The sequence below is a fragment of the Mesorhizobium sp. M7A.T.Ca.US.000.02.2.1 genome, from assembly GCF_003996995.1.
Lineage (GTDB): Bacteria > Pseudomonadota > Alphaproteobacteria > Rhizobiales > Rhizobiaceae > Mesorhizobium.
In genome coordinates, this window is the sequence record NZ_RZTT01000056.1 from 1 (window position 1) to 21,282 (window position 21,282).

18 protein-coding genes and 1 pseudogene are annotated in these 21,282 nt (G+C 63.6%); 12 read left to right on the forward strand and 7 right to left on the reverse strand.

Going from position 1 to position 21,282, the window contains the following annotated elements; all coding sequences use genetic code 11:
* A pseudogene (locus tag EOD15_RS08075) lies at positions 1-114 on the reverse strand (aldo/keto reductase); the annotation flags it as partial.
* Positions 115-166: 52 nt separating this feature from the next.
* The gene (locus EOD15_RS08080) at positions 167-1,348 is read right to left on the reverse strand and encodes an MFS transporter (protein ID WP_127321114.1); all 1,182 of its coding nucleotides are present in this window, start codon (positions 1,346-1,348) and stop codon (positions 167-169) included.
* A 119-nt stretch (positions 1,349-1,467) separates the two neighbouring features.
* Here EOD15_RS08080 and EOD15_RS08085 point away from each other — a divergent pair, with 119 nt between their 5' ends.
* Positions 1,468-2,376, forward strand: coding sequence for a LysR substrate-binding domain-containing protein (locus EOD15_RS08085; RefSeq protein WP_127321115.1), 909 nt, complete (start codon positions 1,468-1,470; stop codon positions 2,374-2,376).
* Positions 2,377-2,421: 45 nt separating this feature from the next.
* On the opposite strand, the gene EOD15_RS08090 is transcribed toward EOD15_RS08085, so the two are convergent.
* The 3 genes from EOD15_RS08090 to EOD15_RS08100 form a co-directional block, all read right to left on the reverse strand.
* Positions 2,422-3,471 carry an aldo/keto reductase gene (locus EOD15_RS08090; RefSeq protein WP_127320631.1) on the reverse strand — a complete coding sequence of 350 codons (1,050 nt, stop codon included), beginning with the start codon at positions 3,469-3,471 and terminating at the stop codon, positions 2,422-2,424.
* A gap of 177 nt (positions 3,472-3,648) precedes the next feature.
* On the reverse strand, positions 3,649-3,903 hold the full coding sequence (locus EOD15_RS08095; RefSeq protein WP_127320632.1) for a type II toxin-antitoxin system Phd/YefM family antitoxin: 255 nt from the start codon (positions 3,901-3,903) through the stop codon (positions 3,649-3,651).
* Between the two features lie 427 nt (positions 3,904-4,330).
* Positions 4,331-4,993 (reverse strand): YggS family pyridoxal phosphate-dependent enzyme, encoded by a 663-nt coding sequence (locus tag EOD15_RS08100; RefSeq protein WP_127320633.1) that lies wholly within the window; start codon positions 4,991-4,993, stop codon positions 4,331-4,333.
* 155 nt (positions 4,994-5,148) lie between these two features.
* Between EOD15_RS08100 and leuS the strand changes: the two genes are divergently transcribed.
* The 3 genes from leuS to EOD15_RS08115 all read left to right on the forward strand — a co-directional run bounded on the left by leuS (position 5,149) and on the right by EOD15_RS08115 (position 11,313).
* The gene (leuS, locus tag EOD15_RS08105) at positions 5,149-7,773 is read left to right on the forward strand and encodes a leucine--tRNA ligase (RefSeq protein WP_127408409.1); all 2,625 of its coding nucleotides are present in this window, start codon (positions 5,149-5,151) and stop codon (positions 7,771-7,773) included.
* Positions 7,760-8,338, forward strand: a complete 579-nt coding sequence (gene lptE, locus EOD15_RS08110) for an LPS assembly lipoprotein LptE (RefSeq protein WP_127320634.1) — start codon at positions 7,760-7,762, stop codon at positions 8,336-8,338. The genes leuS and lptE overlap by 14 nt, the downstream gene beginning before the upstream one ends.
* A 299-nt stretch (positions 8,339-8,637) precedes the next feature.
* On the forward strand, positions 8,638-11,313 hold the full coding sequence (locus tag EOD15_RS08115) for a DNA translocase FtsK (protein ID WP_127320635.1): 2,676 nt from the start codon (positions 8,638-8,640) through the stop codon (positions 11,311-11,313).
* A gap of 87 nt (positions 11,314-11,400) precedes the next feature.
* Here the strand turns inward: EOD15_RS08115 and fsa are convergent, their stop codons facing one another.
* Positions 11,401-12,057, reverse strand: a complete 657-nt coding sequence (fsa, locus tag EOD15_RS08120) for a fructose-6-phosphate aldolase (protein ID WP_127320636.1) — start codon at positions 12,055-12,057, stop codon at positions 11,401-11,403.
* A gap of 90 nt (positions 12,058-12,147) precedes the next feature.
* On the opposite strand from fsa, the gene EOD15_RS08125 reads away from it, so the two are divergent.
* Entirely contained in the window at positions 12,148-14,331 is a 2,184-nt protein-coding gene (locus tag EOD15_RS08125) for a primosomal protein N' (RefSeq protein WP_127408410.1), read from the forward strand.
* Positions 14,332-14,377: 46 nt separating this feature from the next.
* Here the strand turns inward: EOD15_RS08125 and EOD15_RS08130 are convergent, their stop codons facing one another.
* Positions 14,378-14,635, reverse strand: a complete 258-nt coding sequence (locus tag EOD15_RS08130) for a type II toxin-antitoxin system Phd/YefM family antitoxin (protein ID WP_245463606.1) — start codon at positions 14,633-14,635, stop codon at positions 14,378-14,380.
* Positions 14,636-14,692: 57 nt separating this feature from the next.
* Between EOD15_RS08130 and EOD15_RS08135 the strand changes: the two genes are divergently transcribed.
* The 7 genes from EOD15_RS08135 to EOD15_RS08165 form a co-directional block, all read left to right on the forward strand.
* Positions 14,693-15,388, forward strand: coding sequence for an aspartate/glutamate racemase family protein (locus EOD15_RS08135; RefSeq protein WP_127322864.1), 696 nt, complete (start codon positions 14,693-14,695; stop codon positions 15,386-15,388).
* Positions 15,389-15,483: 95 nt separating this feature from the next.
* On the forward strand, positions 15,484-15,879 hold the full coding sequence (locus EOD15_RS08140) for a DUF4345 family protein (RefSeq protein WP_127322863.1): 396 nt from the start codon (positions 15,484-15,486) through the stop codon (positions 15,877-15,879).
* A 246-nt stretch (positions 15,880-16,125) separates the two neighbouring features.
* Positions 16,126-16,686 (forward strand): F0F1 ATP synthase subunit delta, encoded by a 561-nt coding sequence (locus EOD15_RS08145; RefSeq protein WP_023762496.1) that lies wholly within the window; start codon positions 16,126-16,128, stop codon positions 16,684-16,686.
* Positions 16,686-18,215, forward strand: coding sequence for a F0F1 ATP synthase subunit alpha (gene atpA, locus EOD15_RS08150; RefSeq protein WP_023811756.1), 1,530 nt, complete (start codon positions 16,686-16,688; stop codon positions 18,213-18,215). Before EOD15_RS08145 ends, atpA begins: the two co-directional genes overlap by 1 nt.
* Before the next feature lie 46 nt (positions 18,216-18,261).
* The gene (locus EOD15_RS08155) at positions 18,262-19,146 is read left to right on the forward strand and encodes a F0F1 ATP synthase subunit gamma (RefSeq protein WP_127322243.1); all 885 of its coding nucleotides are present in this window, start codon (positions 18,262-18,264) and stop codon (positions 19,144-19,146) included.
* Between the two features lie 70 nt (positions 19,147-19,216).
* A complete protein-coding gene (gene atpD / locus EOD15_RS08160) occupies positions 19,217-20,809 on the forward strand; it encodes a F0F1 ATP synthase subunit beta (RefSeq protein ID WP_164761976.1) in 1,593 nt (530 codons plus the stop codon).
* Between the two features lie 103 nt (positions 20,810-20,912).
* Positions 20,913-21,282: F0F1 ATP synthase subunit epsilon (locus EOD15_RS08165; protein WP_127408411.1), on the forward strand; the 370-nt coding region annotated here is incomplete at its 3' end.

Consider the following 21,282-nt stretch of genomic DNA (forward strand, 5'->3'; position numbering starts at 1 on the left):
GGCGTCGCTGTTGCCCCAGGCGCCGAACAGCGGGCCGGAGCCGCCAAAGGTTCCCGCGCCGAATGAGAGTGCGGGCACTTTCAGGCCCGATGCACCGAGACGTCGGTAGTCCATCTTTTTACTCCTGTGGAATGAAAGGTGTGGGAAGCGGGTTTGCAGAGGACGGTCACGACCGGATGGAGGCAGGCTCGCCGAGCGTGGCGGTGCGATCGAGACGCAGCGCCAGCCCCGCCACGCCGAGTGCCGCGAGCGGCAGCAGGGCGGCGACCCAGGTGAGTGAGCCCAGGCCAAGGCCATGGGCAATCACCGCACCGCCAAGCCAGGCACCTGCCGCATTGCCGAGATTGAAGGCGGCGATGTTGAAGGACGAGGCGAGGCTCTGGCCGGCACCTTGCGCCTTGTCCAGCACCCACATTTGCAGCGGCGCCACGGTGGCGAAGGCGGCAGCGCCGAGCAGGCCGACATAGATGACGGCCATGATCTGGCTGTGGATGGCGAAGCTCATGGTGGCGAGCACCAGGGCCAGCACCACGAGACTGCCGAGAACGGCCGGCACCAGCCAGCGGTCGGCGACCTTGCCGCCAAGTAAATTGCCGGCAATGAGGCCGCCGCCGAAGACGAGCAGGATCGGCGACACGGCCGCTTCCTGGAAGCCGCTTATCTCGGTCAGCAGTGGTGCGATATAGGTGAAGACGGCGAAGACACCGGCATAGCCGAGCACGGTGGTGGCAAGACCGACCAGGACGGGCGTGCGGCGCAAAACGGCGAGATCGGCGCGCAGATCGCTCTTTTCGGGCGCCGTCCGGCTGCGTGGCACCAGAGCCAGGATGACGGCGAAGGCCGCCACGCCGACCAATGTCACCGCCCAGAAGGTCGCTCGCCAGCCGAAGGCCTGGCCGAGCCAGGTGCCGAAGGGCACGCCGAGGATGTTGGCGATGGTCAGACCGGTGAACATCAGCGCGATCGCCGAGGCTTGTCTGTTGGGTGCGACCAGCCCGGTGGCGACGACAGAGCCGACGCCAAAGAATGTGCCGTGGGCGAAGGCGGTGATAATGCGGGCGCCCATCAGCGTCCAGTAATCGGGGGCCAGCGCACAGGCGAGATTGCCAAGCGTGAAGATCGCCATCAGTGCCAGAAGCACGGTCTTGCGCGGCCAGTTGCCGGTGGCGATGGTCAGCAGGGGCGCGCCGATGACGACGCCAAGCGCATAGCCCGAAATGAGTTGGCCGGCGGCCGTGATCGAAACGCCGAGATCCTTGCTGACATCGAGCAGCAGACCAATGATGACGAATTCGGTGACGCCGATGCCGAAGGCACCGGCGGCAAGCGCGTAAAGAGCAAGAGGCATGGCGGTTTCCACTTCGATGGCGAAGAGCGCCGTCCCGCGCCCCGACCCCTGAGATCGTGCTTCCCTGCATTGTGAACCAGACTTGCCTTGGGCACATTTTCTGTGAAATAGATTCACAAATGGCCAGGCCCGATATCAATCGCTCCGGCGAGATCGAAGTGTTCGTGCGCGTCGTCGAGGACGGCAGTTTCTCCTCCGCGGCACGCGCGTTGCGCATGACGCCTTCAGCGGTGAGCAAGCTGATCGCGCGGCTGGAGGCCCGGCTTGGTGCGCGGCTGGTCAGCCGTTCGACGCGAAAGCTGCAACTGACGCCGGAAGGCACCGCTTTCTACGAGAGCGGCCTGCGCATCCTCGCCGACATGGCGGCGGCCGAGCAGGAGGCGGCGACGGGTGCTTCACCGCGCGGAAGGCTGCGCGTCAACAGCTACGTGCCCTTCGGAGTACACCGGCTGATCCCGCTTCTGCCACGCTTCCTCGAACGCTACCCCGAGATTTCAGTCGATCTGGTGCTGACCGACAGCGTCATCGACCTGATGGCGGAACGCGCCGATGTCGCTATCCGTGCCGGGCCGCTGAGTGAGTCACGGCTGGTGGCGCGCAAGCTGGGGCAAAGCCCTGTGGTGGTCGTTGCAGCACCTTCCTACCTCGAAACGCAGGGCACGCCGCTGACGCCAGCCGATCTCGACAGGCATAACCGCATGGGCTTCGGGTTCGTCAGGCATCTCGATGGCTGGCCGTTCCTCGACGCGGACGGCCGCGCCATCATGGTTCCCATCACCGGCAACACGCTGGTCAGCGACGGCGAGGCGATGCGGCTGATGGCGCTGGCGGGCGCGGGCATCGCCCGGCTGGCCCGCTGGCATGTGGCGGAAGACATCGCGGCCGGCCGGCTGGTGCCGCTGCTGGAGGCATTCAATCCCGGCGACGAGGAGCCCACCCACGCCGTCTATGTCGGCCAGGGCCGGCATCTGCCGGCGCGGGTGCGTGCCTTTCTCGATTTTCTGGGTGAGAGCGTTCGGCTGAGCTGACATCCCCGGACCACGGGGCGCCCGGGATATCAGCGTGGGCTATATTTATGCTTTCGGCGTGAACGGCGCCGGGCGGCGGCCCACTGCCTGGCGCTCCAGCATCCAGCCGGGATATTCGGACGGCAGGGCGCTGACCTCGTCGAGACGAAGCAGATCGTCTGTGTCGAGCTTCACATCAGTGGCGGCAAGGTTCTGCTCCAGCTGCTCCATGCGGCTGGCGCCGATGATGACGCTCATCACGAAGGGCTTGGCCAGGACATAGCCGAGCGCCACCGTGGCGACGCTGACATCATGCTTTTTGGCGATTTCGCGCATGACGGCAACGGCCGCCCAGGCACGGTCCTCATTGACCGGCGGGAAGTTGAAGGACGCGCGGCGGCCTTCGCCATTGCCGGGCGCGCCGGGGCCGTACTTGCCGGAGAGCAGGCCACCGGCCATCGGCGACCACACCATCAGGCCGAGCTTCTCCTCGTTGAGCAGCGGCACGATCTCGCGCTCGAGATCGCGGCCGGCGATCGAATAGTAGGACTGGACGGTCTCGAAACGGGCAAAGCCCTTGCGCTCGGCGATACCGAGCGCCTTGGCGATGCGCCATGCCGCCCAGTTGGAGACGCCGACATAGCGAACCTTGCCGCTGGCAACGAGATCGTCGAGCGCCCGCAGCGTTTCGTCGATCGGCGTCACGGTGTCGGTGCCGTGCAGCTGATATAGATCGATATGGTCGAGCTGCAGCCGCTCCAAGCTGGCATCGACCGAGTCCATGATGTGGCCGCGTGACGAGCCGCGCTGGTTGGGGCCTTCGCCCATGGCGCCATGCGCCTTGGTGGCGATGACCACGTTCTGCCTGTTCACACCGAGATCCCTGAGCGACTGGCCGAGCAGCCGTTCGGATTCGCCAAAGGAGTAGACGTCGGCCGTATCGAAGAAATTGACGCCGGCGGCGAGCGAATGGGCAACGATCTCGTTGACCCCCTTCTGGTCGAGGCTGGCGATCAGGCCCCATTGGGCATTCTGACCGGCGGCGCCGAAGGTCATGGTGCCGAGGCACAGTTCGGAGACGAACATCCCCGTATTTCCAAGCTGGTTGTAGCGCATGATGGCGGCTCCAGAGAGTTTGTGATGACGCAAAGCAAATAGGAACGGTACGTTTCGTTTCCAATTGCTGGCTCAACGAGCCCGCCGAGTTGGCCTATAACCCCTCACCGCATCTAATGCCGCCATCAGAAAAGCGCCAGCTGCATTCACCGAACGAGGTTCGCATGAGTATGCGGATTATAAGTCTATAACTCGGATCTTCGTCTTCGGGCGGCGATTGACCTCCTCGACGAAGTCGGCATCCCACACGGGACCTGAGAGAAGATATTCCGCAAGCGAAGGTGTTGCGCCGACCAGTCGGTCGTAGTCCTCGGGGGAGAGTACGACAGCAGTTGGCTTTCCGCGCACCGTGATGGTTTGTGGCCCTTGTTCCCGCGCCTGCCGTACGAGTTTCGACAGATTGTTCTTCGCGTCCTTAAGATGCCAGTTCAAGGGCACTACTCGCTAGATGGCTTCGCTAGTCATATACCAGATGCCGTTGAAGCATGGCAGGGTTTCCGCTCGAACAGATGTGTTCGCTAGTTCCTCGACATGGGTTGGAAGCTATTGGCAGCGAGAATCTATAGCCTCTTTCGGCGGCAGATCGCAAACCTCGGGGATTGGCCTAAACATCTCTTTCGTCGTCATCCACGGGCGTAGCGACGCAGCGCAGACCCGAGGATCCATGCCGCGACATCTGCCGAAGAATGCAGCGGAACAGAATTCTGCACCGCTGCATTTTCCTTGTCGTCACGGCATGGATCCTAGGGTCTGCGCTCCGCTTCGCGTCGCTCCGCCCTAGGATGACGAAGGTGTCGTGGCCTGCAGCCAATCGAATATGTTGGAATTTAGCGACTAGAGACCGGTCTGTGCATCGGAACTATCGGCTGCCGAAGATCGCCGAACCGACGCGGACGCTGGTGGCGCCGAAGGCGATCGCGGTCTCATAATCGCCGGACATGCCCATCGAGAGTTTGGCGACGTTGGCTTCCTTGCCGAGCTTTTCCAACAGCGCGAAGTGCGGGCCGGGATTCTCGTCGGCCGGCGGGATGCACATCAGGCCCTCGATGGCGAGGCCATGCACGTCGCGGCAGCGGGTGACGAAAGCGACGGCCTCGCGTGGCTCGATGCCGGCCTTCTGCGGCTCGGAGCCGGTGTTGACCTGGACATAGAGTTTTGGCGCGCGGCCCTGTTTGGCGATCTCCTTGGTGAGTTCGGCGGCGATCTTCTCGCGGTCGACCGTCTCGATGACGTCGAACAGCGCCACCGCTTCCCGAGCCTTGTTGGATTGCAGCGGGCCGATCAGATGCAGTTCGATGCCAGGAAAAGCTTCCTTCAGATCAGGCCATTTGGCTTGCGCCTCCTGCACACGGTTCTCGCCGAAGACGCGCTGGCCGGCTTCGATGACCGGGCCGATGTCGGTAGCGTCGAAGGTCTTGGAGACCGCGACCAGCGTCACGGCGCCGGCTTGGCGGTCGGCCTCGCGCTCGGCGGCGGCGATCTTCGCCTTGACCGCGAAAAATTGCTGAACGGCGTCACCCATATGCAAATCCTGCTGTTTTGGCCGGCGTTTTTGTCAGACGCGATACCCATATGGTTGACGGGTTTGCCAAACCATGGTGAACACCCGGACCACATTCCCTGAACTGCCGAGCCGTCGCCCGCAGTTCGCGCATGCTTTTAAGTGAAAAACGTCCCATGGCAACCGAACGATACAATCCGCGCGCGTCAGAGCCCAAATGGCAGAAGGCCTGGGACGCCAAGAAGCTGTTCGAAGCGCACAATGACGATCCGCGCCCGAAATACTATGTGCTGGAGATGTTCCCCTATCCGTCGGGGCGCATCCATATCGGTCATACCCGCAATTACACGATGGGCGACGTGGTGGCGCGCTACAAGCGGGCCAAGGGTTTCAACGTGCTGCACCCGATGGGCTGGGACGCCTTCGGCATGCCGGCCGAAAACGCGGCGATGCAGAACAAGGTCCATCCCAAGGAGTGGACCTACCAGAACATCGCCACCATGCGCGAGCAGCTCAAGGTCATGGGGCTGTCGCTGGACTGGGCGCGCGAATTCGCCACCTGTGACGTCGACTATTACCACCGCCAGCAGATGCTGTTCCTCGATTTTGTCGAGAAGGGGCTGGTGACGCGCAAATCCTCCAAGGTCAACTGGGATCCGGAGGACATGACGGTGCTCGCCAACGAGCAGGTCATCGACGGGCGCGGCTGGCGCTCGGGCGCGCTGGTTGAACAGCGCGAACTGACGCAGTGGTTCTTCAAGATCACCGATTTCGCGCAGGATCTGCTGGATTCGCTCGACGGCCTCGACGAATGGCCGGAAAAAGTGAAGCTGATGCAGCAGAACTGGATCGGCCGCTCGGAAGGCCTGCTGATCCGTTGGCCTCTGGCCGACGCCTCTGATGGCGAGCATGAGCTGGAAGTCTATACGACAAGGCCCGACACCATCTTCGGCGCTTCCTTCATGGCTGTCGCCGCCGATCATCCGTTGGCCAAGAAGGCCGCTGCGCACAATCCGGCGCTGGCGAAGTTCATCGAGGATATAGGCCATATGGGCACCTCGGTGGCGGCGCTGGAGACAGCTGAGAAGAAGGGTTTCGACACCGGCATCCGCGTCGTCCATCCGTTTGACGACAATTGGACGCTGCCTGTCTATGTCGCCAATTTCGTGCTGATGGAATACGGCACCGGCGCCATTTTCGGCTGTCCGTCCGGCGACCAGCGCGACCTCGACTTCGCCAACAAATACGGCCTGCCGGTGATTCCGGTGGTGATGCCGGAAGGCGAGAATCCGGCGACGTTCCAGATCATCGATGAAGCCTATGTCGATGACGGCGTGATGATCAATTCGCGCTTTCTCGACGGCATGAAGCCGGATCAGGCTTTCGACGAAGTCGCCAAACTGCTGGAGCAGAAGACGATCGGCAACCGGCCGATGGCCGAGCGCAAGGTGAATTTCCGCCTGCGCGACTGGGGCATTTCGCGCCAGCGCTACTGGGGCTGCCCGATCCCGATGATCCATTGCGAGGCTTGCGGCGTGGTGCCGGTGCCGAAGGCGGACCTGCCGGTGAAGCTGCCCGACGATGTCGATTTCGACCGGCCGGGCAATCCGCTCGACCGGCATCCGACATGGCGCCATGTGAAATGTCCGCAATGCGGCAGGGATGCGCGGCGCGAAACCGACACGATGGACACGTTCGTCGATTCATCGTGGTATTTTGCCCGCTTCACCGCGCCGTGGGCGCATGAACCGACCGATCCCAAGGCGGCCAACGAATGGCTGCCGGTCGACCAGTATATTGGCGGGATCGAGCACGCGATCCTGCATCTGCTCTATTCGCGCTTCTTCACCCGCGCCATGCGCGAGGCCGGCCATGTCGATCTGGCCGAGCCGTTCAAGGGCCTGTTCACGCAAGGCATGGTGGTGCACGAAACCTATCGCGTCGGCTCGGCATCGAATGGCCGCTGGCTGGCGCCCACCGAAGTTCGGCTGGAGGACGTCGACGGCAAGCGCAGCGCCATCGACATCGCCACCGGCGAGGCCGTCACCATCGGCCCGCTGGAAAAGATGTCGAAATCGAAAAAGAACACGGTGAGCCCGGAAGACATCACCGATGGCTACGGCGCCGATACGGCGCGCTGGTTCATGCTGTCGGATTCTCCTCCCGAGCGCGATGTCGAGTGGACCGACGATGGCGCCGCCGGTGCGCATCGCTTCATCCAGCGCATCTGGCGCCTGGTGTCGACGGCGGCCGAAACACTGGCCGGCATCAAGCCCGTGGCGGCCAGCAGCGGTGAGGCCGCGGTGGTTTCAAAGGCCGCGCACAAGATACTCAAGGCGGTCGGAGAGGATATCGAGAAGCTCGCCTTCAACCGCGCTATCGCCCGCATCTACGAACTGGCCAACGCCCTGACCACGCCGCTCAACGAGGTGGCCGAAGGCAAGGCCGATGCAGCGCTGAAAGGCGCCTGCCGGCAGGCGGTGGAGATTCTCGTGCATCTGATCGCGCCGGTCATGCCGCATCTGGCCGAGGAGTGCTGGGCAACGCTTGGCGGCACCGATCTCGTTGCCGAACGGCCCTGGCCGGTCTTCGATCCGGCGCTGGTCGTCGACAACGAAGTCACCTATCCGGTACAGGTCAACGGCAAGAAGCGGGGGGATTTGACAATTGCCCGCGACGCGGACCAAGGTGCGGTCGAAAAAGCGGTATTGGCTCTCGACTTCGTGCAGAAAGCACTTGAAGGTAAGGCTCCGCGCAAGGTGATCATCGTGCCGCAGAGGATCGTCAATGTCGTTGCCTGATCGGGAAAAGACAGAGTTGAGCCATTTGCTGCGCCGCATTGCGCTTGCCGGCCTGATAGGTTCGCTCGCGCTTGTCTCGGCCTGCACGGTGCGGCCGCTCTATTCGAGCGCGCCACTGTCAGGTTCGCAGGCCAGTGCCAGTGCCGAACTGGCGTTGATCGGTATCAAGCCGGTCAATACGCGTTACGGCCAACAGGTGCGCAACAATCTGATTTTCGGGTTTGGACGAGGCGCCGGCGAGCCGGCCTCGCCGGTCTATTCGCTCAATCTCGGCGTGACCGAAGCGGTCGAGTCCGCGGCACTCGTGCAGGTCGGAACGGATGAAGACGAACCGACCGCCGGTTCCGTGACGCTGACCGGCAGCTATACGCTGGCCGATGCGAAGACCGGCGTTGTGATCGCATCCGGCAAGCGTTCGATCACCTCGTCCTTCGACAGGCCGCGTCAGGAATTCGCCGCATACCGGGCGCAGATCGACGCCGAGAATCGCGCTGCGCGAGAGTTGGCGGAAGCGCTGCAGCTGTCCATTGCCCAGGACCTTGTCCGGCACGGCAAGACCGGCTAGCGCACCTCATCAACGGTCCGGCCCCAGGCATGATGGGATGATCGTGGGATCGTGACCAGATTCCCGAACAGAACCAGATTCCCGAACAGGGATTGCCCGAAGATACCCATCGAGCTGCTGCGGCACGGCGAGTAGATCGCGCCACCGGCGTGGATGCGGCGAGACGACGATCGTGCCGTGTCGCTCGCAGATTGCCACGAAGATTTTGGTGCCCAGGATGGTCGGCGATCCATCCGGGAAGCAACTGTTAACCACTCGCTCCCTATTGCTCGGCAGACATTTCAGAGTGAGTCTTGAGAATGGAAGCCAAGCGTTTTTCCCGGGTCAATTTATCGACGGCCGCATCGCCTGATGATCCCGAGGGGAAGCGCTCCGAGAGCATCGGCGACAGGGGTGGTCAGCGAGGTTCTTCTGCGGCAGGCGACCTTGATCGTCCGGCTCGCAAGGAGCCGGGCGGCCGGCAGCCCGCCACACGCCAGGCCGGCTATTCAGCGCCGGTGGTCGATCTCGGCGGCAACAAGCGGCCCTATATGGAGCCGCGGGGTGGCTCGGACGATACGCCTTCGAAAATCGGCGATATCGAGAGCCCTGCCTGGCAGGAATATTTCTTCCTAGCACCCAACGTGCGTTTTACACGCACGCCGGACTATGAGGCCAGGAAGCATCGTCCGCAGCACGAGCGTGTTGTCGAACACGCCGCGACGCGCCCAGCAGAGCAAGCCGTTGCGCAATCCATGATCAAAGGGGCGTCCTCCGCGCCTTCGCTCCTGGCATTGCCGGCTTCGGTGAAAAGCCCTGCTTCCCAGCCGCTGGCCGGCCACGCCACGCAAGGGCCACTGCCGCCGGCTGCTGCTTTTGTTGCCGCGGGGCGCGCCAGGGAGAAGGTGCCAGCCGTTGCGCCGATGCCGCCGAGGACGGTCGCTATGGCACGGGCATCCGCGCGCGCGTCCGTTGCTCCGGGCGCCAAAACGACCACTTCCGAAAGGTTGCGCCGGCCATATCTTTCGGATCATGCCTTCTTCGAGGCCATGGCACCCTATCTGGTCGACGTTTCGTCGCCGGCCCGGCAGACCGGTCCAGCGTCGCCTGCGCCGCTCGCCGTGGCGCCAGTCACCACTACGCCGATCGATATTCGCCCAGGGACCGATGCCACCGCATTGTTTCGTGTCATCGACTGCCTTCCGGGCCAAGCCTTGAAGCCGTTGCCGGATGCTTGGCCGGCCAATTCGAACCAGGCCGTCGCCCAACCCGGCGTGCCGGCGAGCGATGCGCCGTCGCCGGTCCAGCCTGTCGCAATCCCAGCCGCCAAAAGCGACGCCGTTTCCGCGTCGGCCGCGCCAATTGTGAACGTCCCTGCCAGGGCCGTTGCCGCCCGCTCTGCGCGCTTGCCTGGGGCTGGAAAGGTCGTGCTGTCAACCGCGGGCGATCCCTATGAGCTTCCCTCGGAAGAGCTGTTGCAGCAGCCACCGGAGGGACAAGGCTTCTACATGTCGCAGGAGCGGCTCGAGCAGAACGCCGATCTGCTGGAAAGCGTGCTCGAAGACTTCGGCGTGCGTGGCGAGATCATTCATGTTCGCCCAGGCCCGGTGGTCACGCTCTATGAGTTCGAGCCGGCGCCGGGCGTCAAATCTTCCCGCGTCATCGGGCTTGCCGACGATATCGCCCGCTCCATGTCGGCGATTTCGGCGCGCGTCGCTGTCGTGCCTGGCCGCAACGTCATCGGCATCGAGCTCCCGAACGAGACGCGCGAAACCGTCTATTTCCGGGAGCTGATCGAATCGGAAGGCTTCCGCAAGACCAGCTGCAAACTGGCGCTTTGTCTCGGCAAGACGATCGGCGGCGAGCCTGTTATCGCCGAGCTGGCGAAGATGCCGCATTTGCTCGTGGCCGGAACCACGGGCTCCGGCAAGTCGGTGGCCATCAACACCATGATCCTGTCGTTGCTCTATCGGCTGAAGCCGGAAGAATGCCGGCTGATCATGGTCGATCCCAAGATGCTCGAACTTTCCGTCTATGACGGCATCCCGCATCTTCTGACGCCCGTCGTCACGGATCCCAAGAAAGCCGTCACGGCGCTCAAATGGGCCGTGCGCGAAATGGAAGACCGGTATCGCAAGATGGCGCGGCTCGGTGTGCGCAACATCGACGGCTACAACGATCGTGCCGCTCAAGCCCGCGACAAGGGCGAAACCGTCGTCATGACCGTGCAGACCGGCTTCGAAAAGGGCACCGGCGAACCGCTTTTCGAACAGCAGGAAATCGACCTCGCGCCGATGCCCTACATCGTCGTCATCGTCGACGAGATGGCCGACCTGATGATGGTCGCCGGCAAGGAGATCGAAGGCGCGATCCAGCGACTGGCGCAGATGGCGCGCGCTGCCGGCATTCACCTGATCATGGCAACGCAGCGCCCCTCGGTCGACGTCATCACCGGCACGATCAAGGCCAACTTCCCAACCCGGATTTCCTTCCAGGTGACATCGAAGATCGACAGCCGCACCATCCTGGGCGAGCAGGGCGCCGAACAATTGCTTGGCCAGGGCGACATGCTGCACATGATGGGCGGCGGGCGCATTTCGCGCGTGCATGGGCCGTTTGTTTCCGACGCCGAGGTCGAGCATGTGGTCGCGCATCTCAAGGCGCAAGGGCGCCCTGAATATCTGGAAACCGTGACGGCCGACGAGGACGAGGAAGAAATCGAAGAAGACCAGGGCGCGGTCCTCGACAAGGGATCCGTCGCAGCCGAAGACAGTGATGCGATCTACGACGAGGCGGTGAAGGTGGTGGTGCGCGACAAGAAGTGCTCGACGTCCTACATCCAGCGCCGCCTCGGCATCGGCTACAACCGCGCCGCGTCCCTGGTCGAGCGTATGGAAAAGGAAGGCCTGGTCGGCGCACCCAACCATGTCGGCAAACGCGAAATCATCATGGGCCGGCGCCAGCCGAGCGCGCCCGAGGACGATGGCGCGGACTGATCGGCAGCCCGCTTGAAGCGCACATAAAAAAGGCCGGTTGCCCGGCCTTTTTGATTACAAGCGATTGGTCTCAGCCGATCGCCATTCTCAGCCGATCGATTGGCCGGTCTTTGCCCAGTCGGCGAGGAACTGTTCCAGGCCCTTGTCGGTCAGCGGGTGCTTGACCAGCGCCTTCAGGGTCGCCGGCGGCGCGGTCACGACATCGGCGCCGATGAGGGCCGCCTGTTTGACGTGGTTCACGGTGCGCACCGAAGCGACGAGGATCTCGGTCTGGAAATCGTAATTGTCGTAGATCTGCCTGATCTCCTGGATCAGCTCCATGCCGTCGATGCCGATGTCGTCGACGCGGCCGACGAAGGGCGAGATGAACGAGGCACCGGCCTTGGCCGCCAGCAGCGCCTGGTTGGCCGAAAAGCACAGCGTGACGTTGACCAGGCGGTTCATCTCGGTGCGGATCGTCTTGCAGGCCTTGAGACCGTCCAGCGTCAGCGGCACCTTGATGCAGACATTGTCGGCGATCTTGGCCAGAACCTTGGCCTGCTGCATCATCTCGGAATATTCAGTGGCGGTGACTTCAGCCGAGACCGGACCCTTGACGATGTCGCAAATCTCTTTGGTGACGTCGGCGATCTTGCCGCCGGATTTGAGGATCAGCGACGGATTGGTGGTGACGCCGTCGAGCAGCCCCAGATCGTTCAGCTCACGGATATCCTTGACGTCGGCGGTGTCGACAAAAAATTTCATGGCGGGTCTCCTGAAGATTTTCATGTGCATGCCATGCACATTCGGGGTCGGCCTTTGATCTAGACCAAAGTCAGGGCAAGGTCACGCCTCATGATCGAAGATTCGCCCTTTGTCGCAGCCGCACCGGTGCTGGTGCCGATGCCCGCCGAACGCCCCTACACCTATGCCGTGCCGGCCGGCATGCGCGTGGTGCCGGGCTCGATCGTGCGCGTGCCGCTCGGGCCGCGCCAGGTCGCCGGCATCGTCTGGGATGGCGCGGTCGAGAAGGTCGACGCAAAAAAGCTGCGCCCCATCGAACAGGTCTTCGACTGCCCGCCGATCGACCGCGCGATGCGCCGTTTCGTCGACTGGGTGGCGCAGTACACGCTGTCGCCTCCGGGCATGGTGGCGCGCATGCTGCTCAGGGCGCCGGAGGCTTTCGACCCCGAACCGTGGATCGAAGGGTTGCAGCGCACGCTTCTCGCACCCGACCGGATGACGGGCGCCAGGCAGCGTGTGCTGGAGACGGGCGAAGGCGGCCTTGCCTGGACGCGCTCCGGCCTCGCTCACGCCGCCGGCGTGTCGTCGACGGTGATCGACGGGCTGAGGGCGCAAGGCGTGTTCGAGACCGTGATGATCCCGCCGCGCCCGGTGGTGGCCGCGCCCGATCCCGGCTACGCCATTCCGGACCTGATGCCGGACCAGAGCGCCGCGGCGCAGATGCTGCGCGCCAATGTCGCAGCCGGCGTGTTCAACGTCGCGCTGCTCGACGGCGTCACCGGATCCGGTAAGACCGAGGTCTATTTCGAGGCGGTGGCGGCTGCGCTCGACCAGGGCAGGCAGGTGCTGATCCTGCTGCCGGAAATCGCGCTGACGCATGCCTTTCTCGAGCGCTTCCAGCAGCGCTTCGGCGCCAAGCCGGGCGAATGGCATTCCGACCTGCCGCCGCGGATGCGCGAGCGGGTTTGGCGGCAAGTGGCGGAGGGCGGCGTGCGGGTCGTCGCCGGCGCGCGCTCGGCGCTGTTCCTACCGTTCAAGGAGCTCGGCCTGATCGTCGTCGATGAGGAGCACGACCCTGCCTACAAGCAGGAGGACCGCGTCTTCTACAATGCGCGTGATATGGCCGTGGTGCGCGGCCATATCGGCAGCTTCCCCGTCGTGCTGGCGTCGGCGACGCCGTCGGTTGAAAGCCGGGTCAACGCCAGCCAGGGCCGCTACAACAGGGCCGTGCTCTCAGCTCGCTTCGCCGAGGCGGCACTTCCGCATCTGAAGGCGGTCGACATGCGGCGCGCACCGCCGGCGCGCGGTGGCTTCCTGTCGCCGGTGCTGCTCGACCAGATGCGCCAGACGCTGGAGAGGCAGGAGCAGTCGCTGCTGTTCCTCAACCGGCGCGGCTATGCGCCGCTGACGCTGTGCCGGGTCTGCGGCCACCGCTTCGGCTGCCCGGTCTGCTCGGCCTGGCTGGTCGAGCATCGTTTTCGCGGTCAGCTGGTTTGTCATCATTGCGGACACAATGAGCGCCGCCCCGAAGCCTGCCCGGAATGCGGCACGCTGGATCATCTGGTCGCCTGCGGGCCAGGTGTCGAGCGCATCGCCGAGGAGGTCGTGACGCATTTTCCCGACGCGCGCACCATCGTTTTGTCGTCGGACCTGATGGGCGGCGTGCGGCGGCTGCGGCTGGAGCTGGAAGCGATCGCCGATGGCGAGGCCGACATCGTCATCGGCACGCAGCTTGTCGCCAAGGGCCACAATTTTCCCAACATGACTTTGGTCGGCGTCGTCGATGCCGATCTCGGACTTGCCAATGGCGATCCGCGCGCCGCCGAGCGCACGTTCCAGCTGCTCAGCCAGGTCACCGGCCGTGCCGGCCGCACCGGCAAGAAGAGCCTTGGCCTTTTGCAGACTTTTCAGCCCGACCACCCGGTGATGCGGGCGATCGTCTCCGGCGACGCCGAGGCTTTTTACGAGCGCGAGATTGCCGAGCGCGAACGGGCGGCCCTGCCGCCCTTCGGCCGGCTCGCCGGTGTCATCGTCAGTGCGGTGACGCGGGCGGAAGCCGAGGGCCATGCACGCGGCCTGCGCCGCGCCGCGCCCGAGGCGACCGATCTGTTCGTGCTGGGGCCGGCGGAGGCGCCGCTGTCCCTGCTCGGCGGCCGCCACCGCTTCCGCCTGCTGATCCAGGGCGAACGGCGCGCCGACATGCAAGGTTTTATTCGCGTGATGCTTGCCAACGGGCCGAAGCAGCGCGGTTCGGTCCGGGTGCAGGTGGATATCGATCCCCAGAGTTTTTTGTAGCTGCCGGGCGCTTGGTAGGTGGATTCAAATAGGTACCTCGGGCGGCTCAAAACTCGACATCTCGTGACGGCGATTCGTTTCGCTCAAATTCGATGTCGCCGGGACACCGAAGTAACCAATCAGCCAAATTTCTCCGACTGTCTTGCGGATAGAGCTTTCGCCCTTCATCGACCGGGCCGATCATGGCAGCCGGCCTGCCGTTTTCTGTGATGATGGTTGGCTCGCCATTTCCCGCGGCCTCCACAATTGCCGAGAGTGTCGCCTTGGCCTGCTGAAGCTGAACGGTTTTCACTGCGACCTCCATGTGGTCTCATGTGTTTATAGTATCGAGGATCGCCTAGGAAAAGGAACAGCTCGCGCAATGAAAACCCTTGGCCTTCTGGGCGGCATGAGCTGGGAATCGACGGCCATCTACTATCGGCTGCTCAACGAGATCGTGCGCGAGCGGCTGGGCGGCTTGCATTCGGCCAGGCTTCTGCTCTGGTCATTCGACTTCGCCGAGATCGCCGAGCGGCAGCATCATGGCGACTGGGATGGCGCCGGTGTGCTTCTCGTCGAAGCCGCACGCAAGCTCGAGGCCGGCGGCGCGGAGGGTCTGCTTTTGTGCACCAACACCATGCACAAACTGGCCGACCAAGTGCAGGCGTCGGTGTCGATCCCGCTGATCCACATCGCCGATGCCACCGCGGTGGCGGTCAAGCGCGCCGGCATGCAGCGTCCGGCGCTGCTGGCGACGCGCTTCACCATGGAGCAGGATTTCTACAAGGGCCGGCTCGCCGACAGATTTGGCTTGAACCCTGTCGTGCCCGATGGCGCCGGGCGCGACATGGTCCATCGCGTCATCTACGACGAGTTGTGCCAGGGCATCGTCAAGGAGACTTCAAAGGCGGCCTATATCGCCGAGACCGAGCGCCTGCGCCGCGAAGAGGCGGCCGACAGCGTCATCATGGGCTGCACCGAGATCACCATGCTCATAGGCGAGCTGGATTTCGACATCCCGGTCTTCGACACCACGCGCATCCATGCCGAAGCGGCTGTGGCATTCGCGCTCGGTTGATGCGCGCCGCCTAAAGTGCGTGGATCCATCTGGCGCGCTTCTTTTCCTCCGCTAGAATGCCCGGAATTTCAAAACAGGCATTTCGAGGGGACAGTATGGATTTTGCGCTTCCATGGCCGACGAGCCAAGGCGAATGGCTGGCCTGGTCGAGCGCCGTCTTCACCGTGCTGCTCGGTCTTTTGTTTTTTCTGGCACCTGGCCTCGCCTTCCGTGCCCTGCGCCTGCAGGTCAAGCCAGAGAAGGCTGCGGCGATCGCCGAGGGGCGCGGCAGGATGTCGGGCTTCTATCTCGGCGTCGGACTGTGCTGTATCCTGCTGGCGCAGCCGCTGATCTACATGGCGCTTGGCTTCTCCTGGCTGTTCACCGCCTTCGGCCGGCTGCTGTCGATGATGTCGGATGGCGCCAACACGCCTTTCAATTGGGTTTCCATTGTGGTGGAATTGGTGCTGGCGGCGTTGCCGCTCGCCTTTGCCTTCGGCTTTCTGCCTTGAATCGTTGGGTATTCCGCGATGGAAGACGGGCGACTTTTGCCGGATGCGACAATAGTGCCTGAAAACCATGCGGAACGACGCATTGCGGTCTTAAAATGCCTGTGCTAGACGGCAATCGACTTTCGGCCGGGGATAGCGGAAGCCGCGTCTCCGTGCTTGAAAAAATGCAGTAAGGTCAAAGATTTAGCCAGAGTTTTTGCTCGCGCCAACAATCTACGGCCTGTCAGACAAGAGAAAAGACGGTCCGTGGCTCAATCGTCATCGCCAATCTCAGGTGTCGCAGAACGCTATGCGGGTTCGCTGTTCGAACTCGCCCTGCAGGCAAATTCCGTGGCCAAGGTCGAAGCCGACCTCAACAGCTTCGAAGCCATGCTCGCGGGCAGCGCTGATCTCACCCGGCTGATCAACAGCCCGGTGTTCTCCAGCGAGGACCAGGCGAAGGCCATCGCGGCAATCGCCGACAAGGCCGGGATTGCCGGCCTCACTGGTAATTTCCTGCGCGTCGTCGCCCGTAACCGCCGGCTGTTCGCCATTCCCGGCATGATCAGGGCGTTCCGCCAGATATCAGCCGAACATCGTGGCGAGACCGCTGCTGAAGTGACGTCGGCTCACGAACTGACGGCTGCCCAGCAGACCGAGCTCAAGGCGGCGCTGAAGAGCGTTGCCGGCAAGGACGTGGCTATCTCCGTCACCGTCGATCCGTCGCTGCTCGGCGGGCTGGTGGTCAAGATGGGCTCGCGCCAGATCGATACGTCGCTCAAAACCAAACTCAATTCGCTCAAGCTTGCACTGAAAGAGGTCGGCTGATGGACATCCGCGCCGCGGAAATTTCCGCAATTCTGAAAGACCAGATCAAGAATTTCGGCAAGGAGGCCGAGGTCTCCGAAGTCGGACAGGTGTTGTCCGTCGGTGACGGTATCGCCCGCGTCTACGGCCTCGACAATGTCCAGGCCGGCGAGATGGTCGAATTCCCCGGCGGCATCCGCGGCATGGCGCTCAACCTCGAAGCCGACAATGTCGGCGTCGTCATCTTCGGCGCCGACCGCGACATCAAGGAAGGCGACATCGTCAAGCGCACCGGCGCCATTGTCGACGTCCCCGTCGGCCCCGGCCTGCTCGGCCGCGTTGTCGATGCGCTCGGCAATCCGATCGACGGCAAGGGTCCGATCAAGGCGGTCGAGCGCAAGCGCGTCGACGTCAAGGCGCCCGGCATCATTCCGCGCAAGTCGGTGAACGAGCCGATGTCGACCGGCCTCAAGGCCATCGATGCGCTGATCCCGGTCGGCCGCGGCCAGCGCGAGCTGGTCATCGGCGATCGCCAGACCGGCAAGACCGCCATCATCCTCGACACGATGCTCAACCAGAAATCGGTGCACGACAACGGCCCCGAGAAGGAAAAGCTCTACTGCGTCTACGTCGCCGTCGGCCAGAAGCGCTCGACCGTCGCGCAGTTCGTCAAGGTGCTGGAAGAGCGCGGCGCGCTCGAATATTCGATCATCGTCGCCGCCACCGCTTCCGATCCGGCACCGATGCAGTTCCTGGCGCCGTTCGCCGGCGCCACCATGGGCGAATATTTCCGCGACAATGGCATGCACGCGCTGATCAGCTATGACGATCTGTCGAAGCAGGCCGTCGCCTATCGCCAGATGTCGCTGCTGCTGCGCCGCCCGCCGGGCCGCGAAGCCTATCCGGGCGACGTATTCTACCTGCACTCGCGCCTGCTCGAGCGCGCCGCCAAGCTCAACGACGATCTGGGCGGTGGTTCGCTGACCGCCCTGCCGATCATCGAGACGCAGGCCAACGACGTGTCGGCCTACATCCCGACCAACGTGATCTCGATCACCGATGGCCAGATCTTCCTCGAAACCAACCTGTTCTTCCAGGGCATTCGTCCTGCGGTGAACGTCGGTCTGTCGGTCAGCCGCGTCGGTTCGGCCGCGCAGATCAAGGCGATGAAGCAGGTTGCCGGCTCGATCAAGGGCGAGCTCGCGCAGTACCGCGAAATGGCGGCCTTCGCGCAGTTCGGCTCGGATCTCGACGCCGCCACACAGCGCCTGCTCAACCGCGGATCGCGCCTCACCGAACTCCTGAAGCAGCCACAGTTCTCGCCGCTGAAGACGGAAGAGCAGGTCGCGGTGATCTTCGCCGGCGTCAACGGATATCTCGACAAGCTGCCGGTCAACCAGGTCGGCAAGTTCGAGCATGGCCTGCTCAGCCACATGCGTTCGGCCGGCAAGGACGTCCTCGATGCCATCCGCAAGGAAAAGGCGCTGTCGGACGATCTGCGCGCCAAGCTGAAGGCCGAGATCGACGCTTTCGCCAAGACCTTCGCCTGAGCGAATTGCCAGTCAGGATGAGACAAGACGGGATCAGGTTTGAAGCATGCCTTCATTAAAAGACCTTCGTAACCGTATCGCCTCGGTCAAGGCGACGCAGAAGATCACCAAGGCGATGCAGATGGTCGCCGCGGCGAAGCTGCGCCGTGCGCAAGAGGCCGCGGAAGCGGCGCGCCCCTATTCGGAGCGCATGGGTTCCGTGCTGGCCAACATCACCCAGGCCATCGGCGGCGGCGGCGATGCCCCGGCGCTGATGACCGGCACCGGCAAGGATGACGTGCATCTGCTCGTCGTCTGCACCGCCGAGCGCGGCCTGTGCGGCGGCTTCAATTCGCAGATCGCCCGCCTTGCCCGCGACCATATCCGCAAGCTTTTGGCGGACGGCAAGCAGGTCAAGATCATCTGCGTCGGCAAGAAGGGTTTCGACATCCTGCGCCGCGACTATGCGTCGATGATCATCGACCGCGTCGATCTGCGCGAGGTCAAGACACTCGGCTTCGTCAATGCCGATGCCATCGCCAAGAAGGTCATCCACCTCTTCAACGAGGGCGGCTTCGACATCTGCACGCTGTTTTATTCGCAGTTCAAGTCGGTGATCAGCCAGATCCCGACCGCGCAGCAGATCATCCCGGCCGGCGTTGCTTCGGCTCCGGCCGAGGCGATCGATGGCGGTAGTGCCGTCTACGAATACGAGCCGGAGCCGGGCGAAATCCTCTCCGACCTCATTCCGCGCAACATCTCCGTGCAGGTTTTCCGGGCGCTGCTCGAAAACGTGGCCGGCGAAATGGGCGCCAAGATGAGCGCCATGGACAATGCGACGCGCAACGCCGGCGACATGATCAACAAGCTGTCGATCACCTACAACCGCCAGCGGCAGGCGCAGATCACCAAGGAACTGATCGAAATCATTTCGGGCGCCGAGGCGCTCTAGGCGCGGTTCGCGGGTCATCGACCCGCGACTGGACCGCGTGAGAAACAAAGGACGAAAAAGGGTAAAGACGATGGCGAAAGCAGCGACCCCCAAGACGGCAGCCCCCAAGGCCGCAGCCGCGAAGACCGCAGCCCCCGCGAAGGCGGCAAAGGCTCCAGCAGCAGCCGCGAAGGCTGCACCGGCCAAGGCGGCAGCACCGGCGAAGGCCGCTGCTGCCAAGACATCGGCAGTGGCCACCAAGGCAACCGGCGTTGCCGGCAAGGTCCGCCAGGTCATCGGCGCCGTTGTCGACGTCCAGTTCGGCGATCACCTGCCGGCGATCCTGAACGCGCTCGAGACCACCAATGTCGGCAACCGCCTGGTGCTCGAAGTTGCCCAGCATCTGGGTGAAAACACCGTGCGCTGCATCGCCATGGACTCGACTGAAGGTCTGGTTCGCGGCCAGGAAGTGCGTGACACCGGCGCGCCGATCACCGTGCCGGTCGGCCCGGGCATGCTCGGCCGCATCATCAACGTCATCGGCGAGCCGGTCGACGAAGAAGGCCCGGTCGACGCGACCGAAATGCGCTCCATCCACCAGCCGGCTCCGACCTATGTCGAGCAGTCGACGGAAGCACAGATCCTGATCACCGGCATCAAGGTGCTCGACCTCTTGGCTCCCTACGCCAAGGGCGGCAAGATCGGCCTGTTCGGCGGCGCCGGCGTCGGCAAGACCGTGCTGATCCAGGAACTGATCAACAACATCGCCAAGGCGCATGGCGGCTATTCGGTGTTCGCCGGCGTCGGCGAGCGCACCCGCGAAGGCAACGATCTGTATCACGAGTTCATCGAATCCGGCGTCAACAAGAAGGGCGGCGGCGAAGGCTCCAAGGCCGCACTCGTCTATGGCCAGATGAACGAGCCGCCGGGCGCGCGCGCCCGCGTCGGCCTGACCGGCCTGACGGTTGCGGAATATTTCCGCGACCAGGGCCAGGACGTGCTGTTCTTCGTCGACAACATCTTCCGCTTCACGCAGGCGGGTTCGGAAGTGTCGGCTCTGCTCGGCCGTATCCCGTCGGCGGTGGGCTATCAGCCGACGCTCGCCACCGACATGGGCGCGCTGCAGGAACGCATCACCACCACCACCAAGGGCTCGATCACCTCGGTGCAGGCCATCTACGTGCCCGCCGACGACTTGACCGATCCGGCGCCGGCGACCTCGTTCGCCCACCTTGACGCGACGACGACACTCAACCGCGCCATCGCCGAAAAGGGCATCTATCCTGCGGTCGATCCGCTGGATTCGACCTCGCGCATGCTCGACCCGCTGGTCGTCGGCGACGAACACTATGGCGTCGCGCGCCAGGTGCAGTCGATCCTCCAGCGCTACAAGTCGCTGCAGGACATCATCGCCATCCTGGGCATGGACGAGCTCTCGGAAGAGGACAAGCAGACCGTGGCCCGCGCCCGCAAGATCGAGCGCTTCCTGTCGCAGCCATTCTTCGTCGCCGAAGTGTTCACCGGCGCGCCGGGCAAGCTGGTCGATCTCGCCGACACCATCAAGGGCTTCAAGGGCCTTTGCAACGGCGACTACGATCACCTGCCGGAAGCCGCCTTCTACATGGTCGGCGGCATCGAGGAAGCAGTCGAGAAGGCACAGCGCCTCGCGGCTGAAGCGGCGTAATCAAGCGAATAGCGAATAGGGAGTAGCGAATTGGGAATATGGGCCGGCGAATTCTTCTTCTGACTAATTCGCTACTCGCTATTCGCTATTCGCTAAATTGATCATGGCTGAAGCTTTCAAATTCGAACTGGTCTCGCCGGAACGCCTGCTGGTTTCCGAGCAGGTCGAATCCGTCGTCATTCCGGGCGCCGAAGGCGAGATGACCGTCATGGCGCATCACGCCCCGGTCATGACCACGATCAAGCCGGGCGTCGTCACCGTGAAGACCGCGGCGGGCGGCGAAGAACGCTATGTGGTGTTCGGCGGCTTCGCCGACATCGTTCCGGCCGGCTGCACGCTGCTGGCGGAATCGGCTGTCGCCGTGAGGGATGTCGACCGCGCCGATCTCGCGCGCCGCATCCAGGAAGCCAAAGAAGACGCTGCCGACGCCAAGGACGACGAGGCTCGCAGCAAGGCGGAGCAGTTCCTTAGCC

Coding starts and splice junctions, on each gene's coding strand:
- leuS (WP_127408409.1), top strand. CDS start 5,149: ATGGCAACCGAACGATACAATCCGCGCGCGTCAGAGCCCAAATGGCAG.
- lptE (WP_127320634.1), top strand. CDS start 7,760: ATGTCGTTGCCTGATCGGGAAAAGACAGAGTTGAGCCATTTGCTGCGC.
- EOD15_RS08135 (WP_127322864.1), top strand. CDS start 14,693: ATGAAAACCCTTGGCCTTCTGGGCGGCATGAGCTGGGAATCGACGGCC.
- EOD15_RS08090 (WP_127320631.1), bottom strand. CDS start 3,471: ATGCGCTACAACCAGCTTGGAAATACGGGGATGTTCGTCTCCGAACTG.
- EOD15_RS08115 (WP_127320635.1), top strand. CDS start 8,638: ATGGAAGCCAAGCGTTTTTCCCGGGTCAATTTATCGACGGCCGCATCG.
- EOD15_RS08080 (WP_127321114.1), bottom strand. CDS start 1,348: ATGCCTCTTGCTCTTTACGCGCTTGCCGCCGGTGCCTTCGGCATCGGC.
- atpD (WP_164761976.1), top strand. CDS start 19,217: ATGGCGAAAGCAGCGACCCCCAAGACGGCAGCCCCCAAGGCCGCAGCC.
- EOD15_RS08140 (WP_127322863.1), top strand. CDS start 15,484: ATGGATTTTGCGCTTCCATGGCCGACGAGCCAAGGCGAATGGCTGGCC.
- EOD15_RS08130 (WP_245463606.1), bottom strand. CDS start 14,635: ATGGAGGTCGCAGTGAAAACCGTTCAGCTTCAGCAGGCCAAGGCGACA.
- EOD15_RS08125 (WP_127408410.1), top strand. CDS start 12,148: ATGATCGAAGATTCGCCCTTTGTCGCAGCCGCACCGGTGCTGGTGCCG.
- fsa (WP_127320636.1), bottom strand. CDS start 12,057: ATGAAATTTTTTGTCGACACCGCCGACGTCAAGGATATCCGTGAGCTG.
- EOD15_RS08100 (WP_127320633.1), bottom strand. CDS start 4,993: ATGGGTGACGCCGTTCAGCAATTTTTCGCGGTCAAGGCGAAGATCGCC.
- atpA (WP_023811756.1), top strand. CDS start 16,686: ATGGACATCCGCGCCGCGGAAATTTCCGCAATTCTGAAAGACCAGATC.
- EOD15_RS08085 (WP_127321115.1), top strand. CDS start 1,468: ATGGCCAGGCCCGATATCAATCGCTCCGGCGAGATCGAAGTGTTCGTG.
- EOD15_RS08155 (WP_127322243.1), top strand. CDS start 18,262: ATGCCTTCATTAAAAGACCTTCGTAACCGTATCGCCTCGGTCAAGGCG.